This window comes from Mycetocola sp. (genome assembly GCF_025464835.1).
Classification (GTDB): Bacteria; Actinomycetota; Actinomycetes; order Actinomycetales; family Microbacteriaceae; genus Mycetocola_A.
Map to the genome: position 1 here is coordinate 85,831 of NZ_JAODMP010000021.1, position 15,397 is coordinate 101,227.

Here is a 15,397-nt window from a genome sequence, read left to right on the forward strand (position 1 = left end):
ATGGCGAAGCAGTGGCGCGGAGTTTTGCACGAGTACGCAGACCGTCTCGATGTGACCGACAAGACACCCATCATCAGCCTCGGTGAGGGCGGCACCCCGCTCATCTACGCGGCAGCCCTGTCCGCCAGAACCGGCGCGAAGGTGTGGGTCAAGTACGAAGGCATGAACCCCACAGGTTCCTTCAAGGACCGCGGAATGACCATGGCGGTATCGAAGGCTGTCGAGGCGGGAGCGAAAGCGGTCATCTGCGCCTCCACCGGCAACACGTCGGCGTCTGCGGCTGCCTACGCAGCCCACGCCGGCATCACCGCAGCCGTCCTCGTCCCGGAGGGCAAGATCGCGATGGGCAAGCTCGCCCAGGCGATCGCACACAACGCCCAGCTGATCCAGGTCCGGGGCAATTTCGACGACTGCCTCGACATCGCACGTGAGCTGTCCGCGAACTACCCGGTTCACCTGGTGAACTCGGTCAACAACGACAGGATCGAAGGCCAGAAGACCGCGGCATTCGAGGTCGTCGAAGTACTCGAGGACGCCCCTGACTTCCACTTCATCCCCGTCGGCAACGCCGGCAACTACACCGCGTACACCCGCGGTTACACCGAGGAACTCGAACGGGGGATCAGCACGAAACTGCCCCGGATGTTCGGATTCCAGGCTGCAGGAAGCGCCCCGCTGGTCACCGGCAGCGTCGTGAAGAACCCGGAGACGGTGGCAAGCGCCATCCGCATCGGCAACCCGGCGTCCTGGGACCTCGCGCTCGCTGCCCGGGAGGCAACGGACGGTTACTTCGGCGCCATCGAGGACGACATGATCCTCGCCGCGCAGCGCATACTGTCGACCGAGGTCGGCATCTTCGTCGAACCGGCGTCGGCGATCAGCGTCGCCGGCCTGCTCGAACGGTCTGAGGCCGGTGAGGTGCCGGCAGGGTCGACCGTCGTGCTCACCGTCACCGGTCACGGTCTCAAGGACCCGCAGTGGGCGCTCCGCAACGCAGACGGCGGCGAAATCACTCCGACGATCGTCCCCGTCGACGTCAACGAGGTCGCCAGCGTCCTCGGGCTGGCCAAGGACTCCGCGTGAGTCCGACGGGCCGCTCCGTCACGGTTCGCGTTCCGGCCACTTCGGCCAACCTTGGGCCAGGTTTCGACACGCTCGGGCTCGCCCTCAGCGTCTATGACGAGGTCACGGTCACCGTTCGCGACGAACCAGGCGCTTTCGTCGAGATCCACGGCGTCGGCGAGTCGGTCGTCCCCACCGACGCGTCGAACCTGGTCGTCCGTTCGCTCGCCCACACGTTCGAAGCGATGGGCCGGCCGGTGCCGGGGGTCGACCTCGTCGCCCACAACGTCATTCCGCACGGAAGGGGCCTCGGCTCCTCTGGCGCCGCCGTCGTCGCTGGAATCGTCGCAGCCAAGGGGCTCCTCGAGGGAATCGTCGACGTCGACAGCGACACGCTCCTGCGGCTCGCCACCGAATTGGAGGGGCACCCGGACAACGTGGCGCCCGCCCTGTTCGGCGGTCTGACCATCGCGTGGGTCGAAGGATCAGGGCCACAGCACAAGAAGCTGCTCGTCCACCGGGGTGTTTCACCGCTCATCCTCGTTCCCCAGCACACGCTCTCCACGAAGCTCGCGCGGAGCCTGCAACCGGCCAGCGTGCCGCATGAAGACGCTGTGTTCAACGTCTCCCGGTCGGCCCTGCTCATCGCCGCCCTCACCCAGAGTCCCGAGCTGTTGTTCGCAGGGACCGAAGACCGGTTGCACCAGAGCTACCGGGCTTCTGCGATGCCTGAAACGGACCGGCTGGTGACGCTTCTGCGTGGCCACGGCCACGCCGCTGTCGTATCCGGCGCCGGCCCATCGGTACTCGTCCTCGCCGACGGTCCAGGCCAGCGGCTCGAGGCGGCGGAACTCGTGGCGAGGGAATCCGAGTCTCCGTGGGAAAGCAAACTCCTTGCTGTGGATGTGCGTGGAGCGACGATCGTTTCGGACTGAGTAAGTCACCGGGTGACGGGCTTCGCTGGGCAAAGGTGGCTGGGGAACGCCGTCTCGTTTTCGAGGTTGCCTGAGTGAGCGCTGCCGCCACTCCGAACGCTCCGCGTTCGGGGGGTGCGGCCCGCCGGTGCGGAAGTGATAGAGTTGGCTCGATCCCGACAGGCAAGCCGAATAGGTAAATCTGGCCTTCGGGTGATTTCTGCAAACCCAACGCCATCGCCGACTGCATTGTGCGTCTCCGTTCTGGGGCACACACGGCGCGCAGGGTGCGAGTCAATCTGACGGACTCTCCTGCCCACGCGATGTGCTCTCCTGACGTGTATTCCGCGGTTCAGGGGGAAGGAACCCACTCTCAGTGACCAATGTCAACATCCGTTTCGATACGGAATCAGGCGCAAACCTGACCTCACTCAAGGTCTCAGACCTTCAGCTGCTCGCCAGCCAGTGGGGCATTCAGGGCGCATCCAAACTTCGCAAGGGGGACCTCGTGGCGAGAATCTCAGAGGCTCAGGCCGCTGCCGAGGTCGACGGGGCGACGCTGCCCGTCGAGCCGGAGGCCGACGGTCAAGCTGAGGCTCCGGCGCAGGCTGAGGCTCCGGCGCAGGCAGAGGCACCCACCCTCGTGGAAGCCCCCGCAATCGTGGCCGAGCAGCCGCAGGCCGAGGTTCCCGCCGAGCAGGCCGCCCCGGTGGTCAAAAAGCGTGCACCGCGGCGGGCGACGACCCAGTCCGCGAAAGAGGCTGCCGTTGTCGCACCAGGCAACAACGAACTCGAAGCAGCCGTGTCGGCTCCTCCGGCTGTCGAGGCTCCGGCCGAGAACGTCGCAGCGACCGAGGCGGCAGAAGCAACTCCGGCCGAACAGAAGCCGGCCGAGTCGGGGGACGAGGCTGGCGCTCAGCGCCCCAAGAAGAACAACCGGCGCGGACGCGGCTCGAGAGCCGACCGTGCCGAGGCGGAATCCGCCGAGCAGTCCGTCGAATCCGTAAGCGTCGACGCCGAGCCTTCCGAGCAGGGCGAATCGGACGACTCGCAAGAGCCACGCCAGGGACGCGGACGTAACCGTAACCGAAACCGCAACAGCGACCAGGCGACGGACGAGAAGCAAGGCGGACAGAACGACCGCAGCCGGAACACGGACCGTGGAAGCAACGCCGGCAACGACCGCACCAACAACGACCGCGCTGACCGCACCAACACCGAGCGCAGCGTCGGCAACGAACGCCAGGCCGACCGTGACAACGACCGTCAGGGCGGCGACCGCAACGGCAACCGTGACCAGCAGCGCGAGCAGCAGGACGACGGCAGCAGGAACGGCCGCAACCGCTACCGTGACCGCAAACGCCGTGGCGGCACGGACAACGCCGACTTCGAGCCGGAGATCTCCGACGACGACGTGCTCCTGCCTGTCGCAGGCATCCTCGACGTGCTTGACAACTACGCGTTCGTTCGCACCTCCGGCTACCTGCCCGGCTCCAACGACGTCTACGTCTCGCTCGGACAGGTCAAGAAGTACAACCTGCGCAAGGGTGACGCCGTCGTCGGCGCGATCCGCCAGCCGCGGGAGAACGACACCAACGCTCGCCAGAAGTACAACGCGATCGTCAAGGTCGACTCCGTCAACGGACAGAGCGTCGACGAGGCAGCTGCCCGTGTCGAATTCGGCAAGCTCACCCCGCTCTACCCGCAGGACCGCCTGCGGCTCGAGACGGAACCGGGCAAGCTGACCCAGCGCATCATCGACCTGATCGCCCCGATCGGCAAGGGACAGCGCGGACTCATCGTCGCCCCGCCCAAGGCAGGCAAGACGATCGTGCTCCAGCAGATCGCCAACGCCATCTCGATCAACAACCCCGAGGTTCACCTCATGGTCGTCCTGGTTGACGAGCGCCCCGAGGAAGTCACCGACATGCAGAGCACGGTGAAGGGTGAGGTCATCGCCTCCACCTTCGACCGTCCGGCCGAGGACCACACCACGGTGGCGGAGCTGGCCATCGAGCGCGCCAAGCGGCTCGTCGAGCTCGGGCACGACGTTGTCGTCCTCCTCGACTCGATCACCCGCCTGGGTCGCGCGTACAACCTGGCAGCACCGACCTCGGGACGCATCCTGTCCGGTGGAGTCGACGCATCCGCCTTGTACCCGCCGAAGCGTTTCTTCGGCGCCGCGCGCAACATCGAGAACGGTGGCTCGCTCACCATCCTCGCAACCGCGCTCGTCGAGACCGGGTCGAAGATGGACGAGGTCATCTTCGAGGAATTCAAGGGAACGGGTAACTCCGAACTCCGCCTGTCGCGCCAGCTGGCCGACAAGCGCATCTTCCCCGCCGTCGACGTGAACGCGTCCTCGACGCGCCGTGAGGAGATGCTCCTCGGAGCAGACGAAGTCCGCGTCACATGGAAGCTGCGCCGCGCGCTCGCCGGTCTCGACCAGCAGCAGGCGCTCGAGGTTGTCCTCGGCAAGCTCAAGGAGACCCAGTCGAACGTCGAGTTCCTTGTTCAGATGCAGAAGACGATGCCGGCGCCTGTCGCGGGCACCGGCCGCAGCCACGACCACGAGCGCGACCACCGCTAGCGAAATCGACGAACCCGTTTGCCCGGGCTGTGCCGCTCCGAGAAGAGCCGGCCGGCCGGGGCAGGCGGGTTTTGTCATTAGCTGGCCGGCAGGATGAAACGCAAAGGACGGATGAGAAATGTTTGAATCGGTACAGGTACTGATCGACGAGCACAAGGACCTGCAGGAACAGCTCGCTGACCCCGCGGTGCACGCTGACCCGGCTCGGTCGAAGAAGATCAACCGGCGCTACGCCGAGTTGTCGAAGATCCTCGCTGCGCACAATGCGTGGATCGAGGCGCAGGATGACCTCACCGCCGCGCGCGAACTCGCGAAGGAGGACGACGCGTTCGCCGCGGAGGTCCCCGGACTCGAGGAGGGCCTCGCGACGGCACAGGAGAAACTGCGCCGGCTGCTCATCCCACGCGACCCGGACGACGGCCGTGACGTCATCATGGAGATCAAGGGCGGAGAGGGCGGCGCTGAGAGCGCGCTGTTCGCCGCCGACCTGCTGCGGATGTACCTGCACTACGCAGAGTCGAAGGGGTGGAAGACGGAACTCCTCGAGCGCACCGAGAGCGACCTCGGCGGCTACAAGGACGTTCAGGTCGCCATCAAGTCCAACGCGACCGACCCGTCGCAGGGTGTCTGGGCGCACCTCAAATACGAGGGCGGCGTCCACCGCGTCCAGCGGGTCCCTGCGACAGAGTCGCAGGGACGCATCCACACGTCGACAACAGGTGTCCTCGTCTTCCCGGAGGTCGACGCCCCTGAAGAGGTCGAGATCAGCCAGAACGACCTGAAGATCGACGTCTATCGGTCGAGCGGCCCTGGCGGACAATCAGTCAACACGACAGACTCCGCCGTGCGCATCACCCACCTGCCGACCGGCATCGTCGTTGCCATGCAGAACGAGAAAAGCCAGCTGCAGAACCGTGAGGCAGGCATGCGTGTGCTTCGGGCCCGCATCCTCGCCCGCAAGCAGGAGGAGCAGGCGGCGCTCGACAGCGCCCAGCGCAAAACCCAGATCCGCACGATGGACAGGTCGGAGCGCATCCGCACGTACAACTTCCCCGAGAACCGGATCGCCGACCACCGCACCGGTTACAAGGCGTACAACCTCGATGCCGTCATCAACGGCTCGCTCGGTCCTCTGATCGAGTCCGCGATTCGGGCCGATGAAGAGGCACGCCTCGCAGACATCGGCGATCAGAGCTGAATTCGACGCTCAGTTGTGCCGAAAGCCGGTCATTCCGTGGAATGACCGGCTTTCGGCGTTGACAGCGACTGGCGCAACCGTCAGATGTGGTACTCCGGTTCGGTGAGGCCGTAGGTCTTGCCTGGTTCACGGGGACGGGCCTGGGCCGGAACCCCGACGAGCAATGACATGGCCGGGGCATCCTTCGTCACAACGGCGTTCGCGCCGACGATGCTGCCTGCGCCGACCGTGATCGGACCGATGATCTTGGCGCCAGCGCCGACCTGAACACCGTTGCCGAGCGTCGGGTGCCGTTTCTCCCGCCCCTTCGACTTACCGCCGAGCGTGACGCTGTGGAACAGCATGACGTCGTCGCCGACCTCGGCCGTCTCGCCGATGACGACCCCCATGCCGTGGTCGATGAAGAATCGCCGGCCGATGACGGCTCCAGGGTGGATCTCCACCCCGGTGAGGAACCGGGTGAACTGCGAGAGCATGCGTGCCGGCATCCGGGCGCCACGCGCCCACAGCCTGGATGTCAGCCGGTACGCCCAGATCGCGTGGAGGCCTGAGTAGGTGAGGAAGATCTCCACGGATCCGCGCGCGGCTGGGTCGTGCACACGTGCGGCCGAGATGTCTTCCCGGATTCGGGAGAGAACGGGCATCGTCTAGTCGGCGAGATCTGACCAGAGAGGCGTCGAGATGTAGCGTTCCCCCGTGTCGCAAACCACGGCAACGATGCGCTTGCCGGCGTTCTCCGGGCGCTTCGCGAGTTCGATCGCCGCCCAGATGATCGCTCCTGAAGAGATTCCGCCGAGGATGCCCTCCTCAGCCGCCAGGCGCTTCGCGACCCGGATGGAATCCTCGAAGCTGACGTCGATGACCTCGTCGTAGATGGTGGTGTCGAGGACTTCGGGCACGAAGTTCGCGCCGATGCCCTGGATCTTGTGCGGGCCAGGAGCGCCGCCGTTGAGGATGGGGGAGTCGATCGGTTCGACAGCGACGACCTGCACGTCGGGTTTGCGCTGCTTGAGAACCTGCCCGACCCCGGTGATGGTCCCTCCGGTGCCGACGCCGGCGACGAAAATATCGACGTTGCCGTCGGTGTCGCGCCAGATCTCCTCAGCGGTGGTCTTGCGGTGAATCTCCGCATTGGCTTCGTTCGCGAACTGCCGGGCGAGAATCGCACCCGGGGTCGATTCCACGATCTCCTCCGCGCGGGCGACGGCGCCCTTCATGCCGAGCGCCGGCTCGGTGAGGACGAGCTCAGCGCCGAACGCACGCAGCAGGACCCGGCGTTCGGTGCTCATCGACGCGGGCATCGAGAGGATCACCTTGTAGCCCCTGGCGGCGCCGACGAGGGCGAGGGCGATCCCGGTGTTGCCACTGGTTCCCTCGACGATCGTCCCGCCGGGTTTCAGCGCACCGGCGGCCTCTGCGGCGTCGACGATCGCGACGCCCAGGCGGTCTTTCACGCTTGAGCCGGGGTTGTAATACTCCAACTTCGCGAGAACGGTGGCCCCAGCGCCATCGGTCACTCGGTTCAGCTGTACAAGAGGGGTGTTGCCGAACGCCTCGGTGATATTGGCGTAGATTTTTCCGGCCACGTATATGCTCCTTGGGTTATGGTCCGCGCTCAGCGCAGTCGACTGGATTACAGCTTATTGCCCGGTGCAACCGCTGACTGCTTCGTGTCATTCCTCCCGCGGTCCGAGTGATGCTTCCAGCCCGGAGCGGCGCTGGAACATTGTGCTCCTCAGCTCGAAACTCGACACCCCGCACAACGCTTCAGCGTCTCACGGCGGCCGCTCGCGGTACTGTCGCGTACTGTCCGCAGCTGACGAATACCCAGCTGACAACGCAGGCGGGTAGGCTCGAAGATCGGCGGCTTCCCCTTTTCCCCCTCTATCCCCGACAGGCAAGGCCCGGCACTTCATGACCTCGAGACCCGTAACCGTCGGCTCGCTCGTTCGCGCGATCACGGACGTTCTGGCGAAGGCGGGAGTTCCCAGTCCGGAGGTCGACGCCGAACTCCTGATCGGCCACGTGCTCGATCTCGGCAGGGGAGAGATCCAGGCCGCCGGGCTCACCGGCCGTGCCGTGGCCGAGCCCCAGGCTGAGGTCGTCCTGCTGCTCGCCGAGAGACGCGCCCAGCGTGAACCGCTCCAGCACATCCTCGGCCGGGCCGCGTTCCGGTCGCTGTACCTCGCCGTTGGCCCCGGGGTCTTCGTCCCGCGGCCGGAGACCGAACAGGTGGTCCAGTTCGCGATCGATGCGTTGCGATCGGTGCCGGACCCCGAACCGATCGGCATCGACCTGGGGACCGGTTCAGGCGCCATCGCGCTGGCGATGGCGACCGAAGTGCCGAACGCCCGCATCTACGCCGCCGAGAACTCGGTCGACGCGTTCCTCTGGGCTCGGCAGAACTTCACCGAGACGTCGGCAGCCAACGCCACCCTCGTCTTCGACGACCTGGCGGGCGCGTTCCCCGAACTCGACGGGCTGGCATCCGTTGTCATCTCCAACCCGCCGTATGTTCCGGATGCCGCGATCCCGCGCGACCCCGAGGTCCGCTTCTACGATCCAGCGGCAGCACTGTACGGGGGAGAGGACGGCCTGGACGTCGTGCGCCAGCTCTCCGAGACCGCCGCACGCCTGCTCCGGCCGGGCGGCACCCTCATTCTCGAGCACGGGGAACTGCAGGGGGAGGCGATCCGCGAGATCCTCACCGGTGACGGCTGGCGGGCCGCAGCGACGTTCCGGGACCTGACCTCACGGGATCGGACGACGACAGCGCTTCGCGGGTAACCGCGCCGACGAGCTGTGAAAGGTCGTCCGGCCGGGGGCCTCCGGTGCCCAGCCGTATCGATTCGGGAACAGCACGGGTGTTCCCGGGCTCCTCCCACCGGCTCCGGGATAGAATCGGCGAGATGTCTCGCCTCTTCGACTGCTCCCAGGATTCCGACCTCCTTGCCGGCATGCGCCTCGCTCGCGCTGCCGTGCGCAAGGGAGATCTCGTCGTGATCCCCACAGACACGGTGTACGGCGTCGCCGCCGACGCCTTCTCACCTGCTGCCGTGCAGAAGCTGCTCGACGCGAAGGGCCGCACCCGGCAATCGCCTCCACCCGTTCTCGTGCCGGGGATCGCTACCCTCGAGGCCCTGGCCGCAGAGATCCCTGAAGCCGTCCGGAACCTCGTCGACGCGTTCTGGCCCGGGGGACTCACCATCGTCCTGCCAGCCCAGCCTTCGCTGGCATGGGACCTCGGCGACACAGAGGGAACCGTTGCCGTCCGGATGCCGGACAACCGCATCGCCCTTGAGCTGCTCGAAGAGACCGGCCCGCTGGCCGTCTCCAGCGCCAACCGCACCGGGATGCCGGCGGCCACAACGGCGCAGGAAGCCATGGACATGCTCGGGGAATCAGTCGAGGTCTACCTCGACGGCGGTGAGAGCGAGTCGACGGCATCCACCATCGTCGACGCGACCGCGCTCGTCGCGCCAGGCGGCAAAGTGACGATTCTTCGGGAAGGCGCGATCACCCGCTCTCAACTGCGCGAGGTCCTCGGCGACCTGCTCGACGAGCCGGCGGCCGTCGACGGTGTGTCAACGGCATGATCCTCTACGCCCTGATCGCCTGTGCAACCGCGCTCATCACGTTCGTCCTCTCGCTCATCGTCTACAAGGTTGCGTTGCGGTACGAGCTCTACCCGGGCATCCGGGAGCGCGACGTGCACACCCGGCCCACCCCGCGACTCGGCGGCGTGGCCATGTTCATCGGGGTGGTCGCCGCCTTCGGGCTCGCCTATCTGATCTCCAGAATCACCCCGTTCTTCGAGCAGACCTTCAACCCGCCCGGGTCCATCCTTGCCATCCTCGGCGCCTCACTCCTGATCGTCGTCATCGGCATCGCCGACGACATCTGGGACCTCGACTGGATGATCAAACTTGCCGGCCAGTTCTTGGCAGCAGGTCTCATCGCCTGGCTGGGGGTGCAGATCTACTCCCTGCCGATCGGCGGACTCACCGTTGGCTCCTCATGGATGTCAGCGGCACTCGCCGTGTTCGCCATCGTGCTCGTCATGAACGCCGTGAACTTCATCGACGGCCTCGACGGTCTCGTCGCCGGCGTCGGACTCATCGCCAACGGGGTGTTCCTCGTCTACGGTTACCTCCTCGTCCGCGACCTCGGGCAGTCGACGTACTTCAACCTCTCTCTGCTGATATCCGCCGTCCTCGTCGGCGCGTGCGCCGGTTTCCTGCCGATGAACTGGCATCCGGCCAAAATGTTCATGGGAGACGCGGGGGCGCTTCTGGTCGGTCTCCTGATGGCGACGTCAGCTGTCGCCATCACCGGGCAGATCGACCCGTCGGCGCTCAACGCCGACCCCAGCAGCGGCGGGGGAGTCGGGCGCAGTCAGCTGATCGGTGCGTTCATCCCGATCATCCTGCCGTTCGCGATCCTCGTGGTTCCGCTCGTCGACTTCGCGCTCGCCGTCATCCGTCGGCTCCGGGCCGGAAAATCGCCCTTCAGTGCCGACCGGATGCATCTTCACCACCGCCTCCTCGACATGGGCCACTCGCACCTCCACGCGGTGCTGATCTTCTATGCGTGGACGGCCGTCATCGCGCTGTCGTGTCTGCTGTTCTTCGTCTTCCAGCCGTACTGGTTCGCGCTCGGTTTCCTCATCGTCGGCGTCATCGTCTGCACCGTGTTCACCCTCGCCCCGCTCGGTCGCCGCAAGTCAGCGGAGATTCGAGCGCAGGCGGCGCCCGAGGGCACGGGCCGTGCCGACACGCTCGCCGTGTACGACCCGCTCGACGAGGCCTCCGACCTCAGAGACCGGGACCTGCCCATCGCCGATGAGAACCTCGCAACCCCAGACAAGGAACCCCGATGAAGTCAGCAGAGATCCTCAAAGCCAGCCTTAAATGGGGTGGCGTCCTCGCCGTCGCGATCGCGGTGGTCGGCGGCGGGCTGGGTTACCTCTTCGACGGAAGCCGCGGGCTGACGAGCGCGTTGATCGGAACGGCCATGTCGATCCTCTTCCTGGGGATCACGGCAGCAAGCATCCTGTTCGCGAACCGGTGGTTCGGGACCGACCTTTTCGTACCGATCTTCTTCGGCATCGTCATGGGGGGCTGGCTGGTCAAGTTCGTGCTCTTCCTCGTGCTCGCCGTGCTCCTCAGAGACCAGCCATGGATCAACCCCACGGTGCTCTTCCTGAGCATCATCGCCGGGGTGATCGCGGCACTCACCGTCGACGTCATCGTCGTGTCCAGGTCGCGGATGCCGTACGTCAGCGACATCTCCCTCCCCGGCGACGAGAACCGGCCCAAATAAACGGGCTCTCAATTCGTCCGGCCACGCATCGTTTGATAGTGTTATCGGAGATTCCCCGCCCGAACATGTCGCAAGAAGTATGTGCGTCGGGCACTTCCCACCGTTCGTCGTCGCGAGAGCCTAGCTCCCCGCCCGAAACAGGAGAGCGCGCTGTTAGCTAACGCTGTGAACTTACTGGTTCAGACCTCAACCGACGACGGGACCTTCCACGGGCCGTCGATCATGGAATTCTTCCCGGACATTATTTTGTTCGAGGGTACCGGATTCGACATCAACCGGATCATGCTGATCCGCTTCCTCGCGGTTCTCGCGCTGCTGGTCGTCTTCTGGCTCGGCACGCGGAACATGAAGATCGTCCCGAGCAAATTCCAGAGCCTGATCGAGATGGCGCTCGACTTCGTCCGCGTCAACATCGCCGAGGACCTCCTCGGCAAGGTGGACGGCAAGCGCTTCCTTCCGATCCTCACGACGATGTTCTTCATGGTCTTCACCATGAACATCACCGGCATCATCCCGTTCCTCAACATCGCGGGAACGTCGGTCATCGGTGTGCCGCTTGTGCTGGCGCTGATCTCGTACGTCACGTTCATCTACGCGGGCATGAAGAAGAGTCCTGGGAAGTTCTGGAAGAACTCGCTGTTCCCCACCGGAGTGCCGTGGCCGGTGTACATCATCGTCACGCCGATCGAGTTCATCTCGACCTTCGTCATCCGGCCGGTGACTCTGACTCTCCGACTCCTCATGAACATGGTCGTCGGTCACCTCCTGCTTGTGCTGTTCTTCGCAGCCACCCAGTTCTTCGTCGTCACCCTCGGTGGATGGTTCATCCCGCTCGGCGGCGTCACGCTCGCCTTCGGATTCGCCTTCACCCTGTTCGAAATCCTGGTCGCACTGCTCCAGGCCTATGTCTTCACCCTGCTCACCGCGGTTTACATCCAGCTCGCGGTAGCTGAAGAGCACTAACGAGCCGGCAACCGCCTGCTTTTTTCATCACGGAAGGAAACACACGTGGACGCAACAACCGTTCTCGCCGAGATCAACGGAAACATCGCGACGGTCGGTTACGGTCTCGCAGCCATCGGCCCCGCCATCGGCGTTGGAATCGTCGTCGGCAAGACCATCGAGGGTGTTGCTCGTCAGCCCGAGCTGGCCGGCCGCCTGCAGGTCCTGATGTGGATCGGTATCGCCTTCACCGAGGCGCTCGCCTTCATCGGTATCGCCACCTACTTCATCTTCACGGCCTAGACCTCTTTCACCCCTCGTAAGGAGGCAAGATGCTACACGCACTCGTTGCGGCGGCTGAAGAGGGCGCTACTCAAAACCCTCTGATTCCCGCGACCTACGACATCGTCTGGTCAGCGGTGTGTTTCGCCATCCTCTTGGTGTTCTTCTGGAAGAAAATCCTCCCGAAGATGCAGACCATGCTCGAAGAGCGTTCTGCGGCCATTGAGGGCAACATCGCCAAGGCGGATGAGGCACAGCGCCAGGCAGAGGCAGCGCTCGAGCAGTACACCGCTCAGCTCGCCGAAGCACGCCAGGAGGCCGGCCGCATCCGTGAGGCCGCTCGCGAAGACGGCAAGCAGATCGTCACCGAGGCTCGCAGCCAGGCGATGGTCGAAGCTGCACGAGTGACGGCAGGCGCCCAGGCGCAGATCGAAGCCGAGCGACAGGCTGCTCTCGTCTCTCTTCGGAGCGACGTCGGCACCCTCGCCATCGACCTCGCCGGCAACGTCATCGGCGAGACCCTCGCTGACGACGCCAAGGCGACTGCCATCGTCGACCGTTTCCTCGCTGAACTCGAAGCTTCGGAGAAGGCCACCAAATAATGGGAAGCGCAACTCGGGAAGCTATCGCATCCTCGAAAAGGGCCCTGTCTGACACCGGGCGCATCGACCTGGCCACCGCTACGGATCTTTTCGCAGCCGGCCGGGTCGTCGGCGAGTCCGGTCAGCTGCGTTCGCTCCTCGCCGATCCGTCGGCCGCGAGCAGCGTGAAGGTCTCGGTCGTCGACCGGGTCTTCCGCACGCAGCTCAGCGCGCAGGCGCTCGACCTCCTCCGGGAGATCGTCTCCGCGCGCTGGTCGAACGCGGACGACCTTCTGGGCGGGATCGAAGAGCTCGGCCTCCGGGCCGCTGCGGTTGCAGCCGGGCCGGACGCCCGGCTGGAGGCACAGCTCTTCACGTTCGGCCAGTCCGTCTCCTCCGACTCGGGACTCGAGCTCGCGCTCGGCTCGAAGCTCGGTGCACAGGATGCGAAGAGCACGCTCGTCGAGAAACTCCTCAGCGGCAACGGCTCAGTGGAAACCGTCGAGATCGTCAAGCACCTCGTGTTGCAGCCTCGCGGCCGTCGTATCGGAGAGCTTCTCCGCCACGCTGCTTCCGTCATCGCTGACCAGCAGGGTTACATCGTCGCCAACGTCACCAGCGCTTTCCCGCTCGGGGCGGCTCAGGTGGAGCGACTCGAAAAGGGACTCGCGGCGCAGTACGGCCGCAAGCTCCGACTCAACCAGATCGTCGATCCGAGCGTCATCGGCGGCCTGCGCGTGCAGGTCGGCGACGATGTCATCGACGGCAGTATCGCCTCACGCCTCAGCGAACTTAGACTTCAGCTTGCTGGCTAGCGCCAGTAGACAACGTAGGGGACATCCGTCCCCACACAGATAGGGAAGAAGATGGCAGAACTTACGATCAGCCCCGACGAGATTCGGGATGCTCTCAAGGACTTCGTCACGGCTTACGAGCCGGGTAAGGCCACAACCACTGAGGTCGGCTACGTCACCGACGCTGGTGACGGCATCGCCCACGTTGAGGGTCTGCCAGGCGTGATGGCCAACGAGCTCATCCGTTTCGCGGATGGAACGCTCGGGCTCGCACAGAACCTCGATGAGAACGAGATCGGCGTGGTCGTGCTCGGCGAGTTCAACGGCATCGTCGAAGGCATGGAAGTCACCCGCACGGGAGAGGTGCTCTCGACCCCGGTCGGCGACGCGTTCCTCGGCCGCGTGGTGGACCCGCTCGGTGCTCCGATCGACGGCCTCGGCGAGATCAAGGCGGAGACCCGCCGCGCCCTCGAACTGCAGGCCCCTGGTGTCATGCAGCGCAAGAGCGTGCACGAGCCGATGCAGACCGGTATCAAGGCGATCGACGCCATGATCCCGATCGGCCGCGGCCAGCGCCAGCTGATCATCGGTGACCGCCAGACCGGCAAGTCAGCGATCGCGATCGACACCATCATCAACCAGAAGGCGAACTGGGAGACCGGCGACCCGAACAAGCAGGTTCGCTGCATCTACGTCGCCATCGGCCAGAAGGGTTCGACGATCGCCGCCATCAAGGCAGCGCTTGAAGAGTCCGGCGCCATGGAGTACACGACCATCGTCGCAGCTCCGGCATCCGACCCGGCCGGCTTCAAGTACCTCGCCCCTTACACCGGTTCTGCCATCGGCCAGCACTGGATGTACGGCGGCAAGCACGTCCTCATCGTCTTCGATGACCTGTCGAAGCAGGCAGAGGCCTACCGTGCCGTCTCGCTGCTGCTGCGCCGTCCGCCAGGACGCGAGGCGTACCCCGGTGACGTGTTCTACCTGCACTCCCGTCTGCTCGAGCGTTGTGCCAAGCTCTCGGACGAGCTCGGCGCCGGATCGATGACCGGTCTTCCGCTCATCGAGACCAAGGCGAACGACGTCTCCGCATACATCCCGACCAACGTGATCTCGATCACCGATGGCCAGATCTTCCTCCAGTCCGACCTGTTCAACGCCAACCAGCGTCCGGCAGTCGACGTGGGAATCTCGGTCTCGCGAGTCGGTGGTGACGCCCAGGTCAAGAGCATCAAGAAGGTTTCGGGAACGCTGAAGATCGAGCTCGCTCAGTACCGGTCGCTCGAGGCATTCGCGATGTTCGCGTCCGACCTCGACCCGGCCAGCCGCCGCCAGCTCGCTCGTGGTGCCCGACTGACCGAGTTGCTGCGCCAGCCGCAGTACTCGCCGTTCCCCATCGAGAACCAGGTCGTCTCTTTCTGGGCCGGTACCAAGGGCAAGCTGGACGAGGTCCCTGTAGAGGACATCCTGCGGTTCGAAAGCGAACTGCACGACTACCTCGGCCGGAACACCCAGGTCCTGACCAAGCTCCGCGACAGCAACGTGCTGAGCGATGACATCGTCGACGAACTCGATGCTGCCGTCGACCGGTTCAAGCAGGAGTTCCAGACCGGTGCGGGCAAGCCCCTCAGCGGCCCGGGCTCCGAGCAGTTCAGTGAGCTGCCGGCTGAAGACGTCAACCAGGAAAAGATCGTCAAGGGACGTCGATAAGT

At 65.2% G+C, this 15,397-nt stretch carries 15 protein-coding genes; 13 read left to right on the plus strand and 2 right to left on the minus strand.

What is annotated here, in order from left to right:
• From thrC to prfA, 4 genes are all read left to right on the plus strand, one after another.
• Nucleotides 1–1,083, plus strand: coding sequence for a threonine synthase (gene thrC, locus JWP90_RS03140; protein ID WP_297359465.1), 1,083 nt, complete (start codon nt 1–3; stop codon nt 1,081–1,083).
• Entirely contained in the window at nt 1,080–1,997 is a 918-nt protein-coding gene (thrB, locus tag JWP90_RS03145; RefSeq protein WP_297359468.1) for a homoserine kinase, read from the plus strand. The genes thrC and thrB overlap by 4 nt, the downstream gene beginning before the upstream one ends.
• A 355-nt stretch (nt 1,998–2,352) precedes the next feature.
• Nucleotides 2,353–4,566 (plus strand): transcription termination factor Rho, encoded by a 2,214-nt coding sequence (gene rho / locus JWP90_RS03150; RefSeq protein WP_297359470.1) that lies wholly within the window; start codon nt 2,353–2,355, stop codon nt 4,564–4,566.
• A 118-nt stretch (nt 4,567–4,684) separates the two neighbouring features.
• Complete coding sequence (gene prfA / locus JWP90_RS03155) at nt 4,685–5,764, plus strand: peptide chain release factor 1 (protein WP_297359472.1); 1,080 nt, start codon at nt 4,685–4,687, stop codon at nt 5,762–5,764.
• Nucleotides 5,765–5,844: 80 nt separating this feature from the next.
• Here the strand turns inward: prfA and epsC are convergent, their stop codons facing one another.
• Nucleotides 5,845–6,408: a serine O-acetyltransferase EpsC gene (gene epsC / locus JWP90_RS03160; RefSeq protein WP_297359474.1), complete on the minus strand. Its 564-nt coding sequence runs from the start codon at nt 6,406–6,408 to the stop codon at nt 5,845–5,847.
• 3 nt (nt 6,409–6,411) lie between these two features.
• Nucleotides 6,412–7,350 (minus strand): cysteine synthase A, encoded by a 939-nt coding sequence (cysK, locus tag JWP90_RS03165; RefSeq protein ID WP_297359475.1) that lies wholly within the window; start codon nt 7,348–7,350, stop codon nt 6,412–6,414.
• 328 nt (nt 7,351–7,678) lie between these two features.
• On the opposite strand from cysK, the gene prmC reads away from it, so the two are divergent.
• The 9 genes from prmC to atpA all read left to right on the plus strand — a co-directional run bounded on the left by prmC (nt 7,679) and on the right by atpA (nt 15,395).
• Nucleotides 7,679–8,551, plus strand: a complete 873-nt coding sequence (gene prmC / locus JWP90_RS03170) for a peptide chain release factor N(5)-glutamine methyltransferase (RefSeq protein WP_297359477.1) — start codon at nt 7,679–7,681, stop codon at nt 8,549–8,551.
• A 122-nt stretch (nt 8,552–8,673) separates the two neighbouring features.
• On the plus strand, nt 8,674–9,360 hold the full coding sequence (locus JWP90_RS03175) for an L-threonylcarbamoyladenylate synthase (protein WP_297359479.1): 687 nt from the start codon (nt 8,674–8,676) through the stop codon (nt 9,358–9,360).
• On the plus strand, nt 9,357–10,643 hold the full coding sequence (locus JWP90_RS03180; RefSeq protein ID WP_297359482.1) for an MraY family glycosyltransferase: 1,287 nt from the start codon (nt 9,357–9,359) through the stop codon (nt 10,641–10,643). The genes JWP90_RS03175 and JWP90_RS03180 overlap by 4 nt, the downstream gene beginning before the upstream one ends.
• Nucleotides 10,640–11,086, plus strand: a complete 447-nt coding sequence (locus JWP90_RS03185) for a hypothetical protein (RefSeq protein WP_297359485.1) — start codon at nt 10,640–10,642, stop codon at nt 11,084–11,086. Before JWP90_RS03180 ends, JWP90_RS03185 begins: the two co-directional genes overlap by 4 nt.
• 165 nt (nt 11,087–11,251) lie before the next feature.
• Nucleotides 11,252–12,049 (plus strand): F0F1 ATP synthase subunit A, encoded by a 798-nt coding sequence (gene atpB / locus JWP90_RS03190; RefSeq protein ID WP_297359488.1) that lies wholly within the window; start codon nt 11,252–11,254, stop codon nt 12,047–12,049.
• A gap of 45 nt (nt 12,050–12,094) precedes the next feature.
• Entirely contained in the window at nt 12,095–12,331 is a 237-nt protein-coding gene (atpE, locus tag JWP90_RS03195; protein ID WP_090711036.1) for an ATP synthase F0 subunit C, read from the plus strand.
• A 29-nt stretch (nt 12,332–12,360) separates the two neighbouring features.
• Nucleotides 12,361–12,912: a F0F1 ATP synthase subunit B gene (locus JWP90_RS03200; protein WP_297359495.1), complete on the plus strand. Its 552-nt coding sequence runs from the start codon at nt 12,361–12,363 to the stop codon at nt 12,910–12,912.
• Complete coding sequence (locus tag JWP90_RS03205) at nt 12,912–13,706, plus strand: F0F1 ATP synthase subunit delta (protein ID WP_297359498.1); 795 nt, start codon at nt 12,912–12,914, stop codon at nt 13,704–13,706. The genes JWP90_RS03200 and JWP90_RS03205 overlap by 1 nt, the downstream gene beginning before the upstream one ends.
• Before the next feature lie 51 nt (nt 13,707–13,757).
• Nucleotides 13,758–15,395: a F0F1 ATP synthase subunit alpha gene (gene atpA, locus JWP90_RS03210; RefSeq protein WP_297359502.1), complete on the plus strand. Its 1,638-nt coding sequence runs from the start codon at nt 13,758–13,760 to the stop codon at nt 15,393–15,395.
• The last annotated feature ends 2 nt before the right edge of the window (nt 15,396–15,397 follow it).

What these genes read in the sequence shown, in the direction of transcription:
- JWP90_RS03185 (WP_297359485.1), top strand. Translation starts at nt 10,640, where the DNA reads ATGAAGTCAGCAGAGATCCTCAAAGCCAGCCTTAAATGGGGTGGCGTC.
- JWP90_RS03175 (WP_297359479.1), top strand. Translation starts at nt 8,674, where the DNA reads ATGTCTCGCCTCTTCGACTGCTCCCAGGATTCCGACCTCCTTGCCGGC.
- prmC (WP_297359477.1), top strand. Translation starts at nt 7,679, where the DNA reads ATGACCTCGAGACCCGTAACCGTCGGCTCGCTCGTTCGCGCGATCACG.
- JWP90_RS03200 (WP_297359495.1), top strand. Translation starts at nt 12,361, where the DNA reads ATGCTACACGCACTCGTTGCGGCGGCTGAAGAGGGCGCTACTCAAAAC.
- JWP90_RS03205 (WP_297359498.1), top strand. Translation starts at nt 12,912, where the DNA reads ATGGGAAGCGCAACTCGGGAAGCTATCGCATCCTCGAAAAGGGCCCTG.
- prfA (WP_297359472.1), top strand. Translation starts at nt 4,685, where the DNA reads ATGTTTGAATCGGTACAGGTACTGATCGACGAGCACAAGGACCTGCAG.
- epsC (WP_297359474.1), bottom strand. Translation starts at nt 6,408, where the DNA reads ATGCCCGTTCTCTCCCGAATCCGGGAAGACATCTCGGCCGCACGTGTG.
- atpA (WP_297359502.1), top strand. Translation starts at nt 13,758, where the DNA reads ATGGCAGAACTTACGATCAGCCCCGACGAGATTCGGGATGCTCTCAAG.
- thrC (WP_297359465.1), top strand. Translation starts at nt 1, where the DNA reads ATGGCGAAGCAGTGGCGCGGAGTTTTGCACGAGTACGCAGACCGTCTC.
- JWP90_RS03180 (WP_297359482.1), top strand. Translation starts at nt 9,357, where the DNA reads ATGATCCTCTACGCCCTGATCGCCTGTGCAACCGCGCTCATCACGTTC.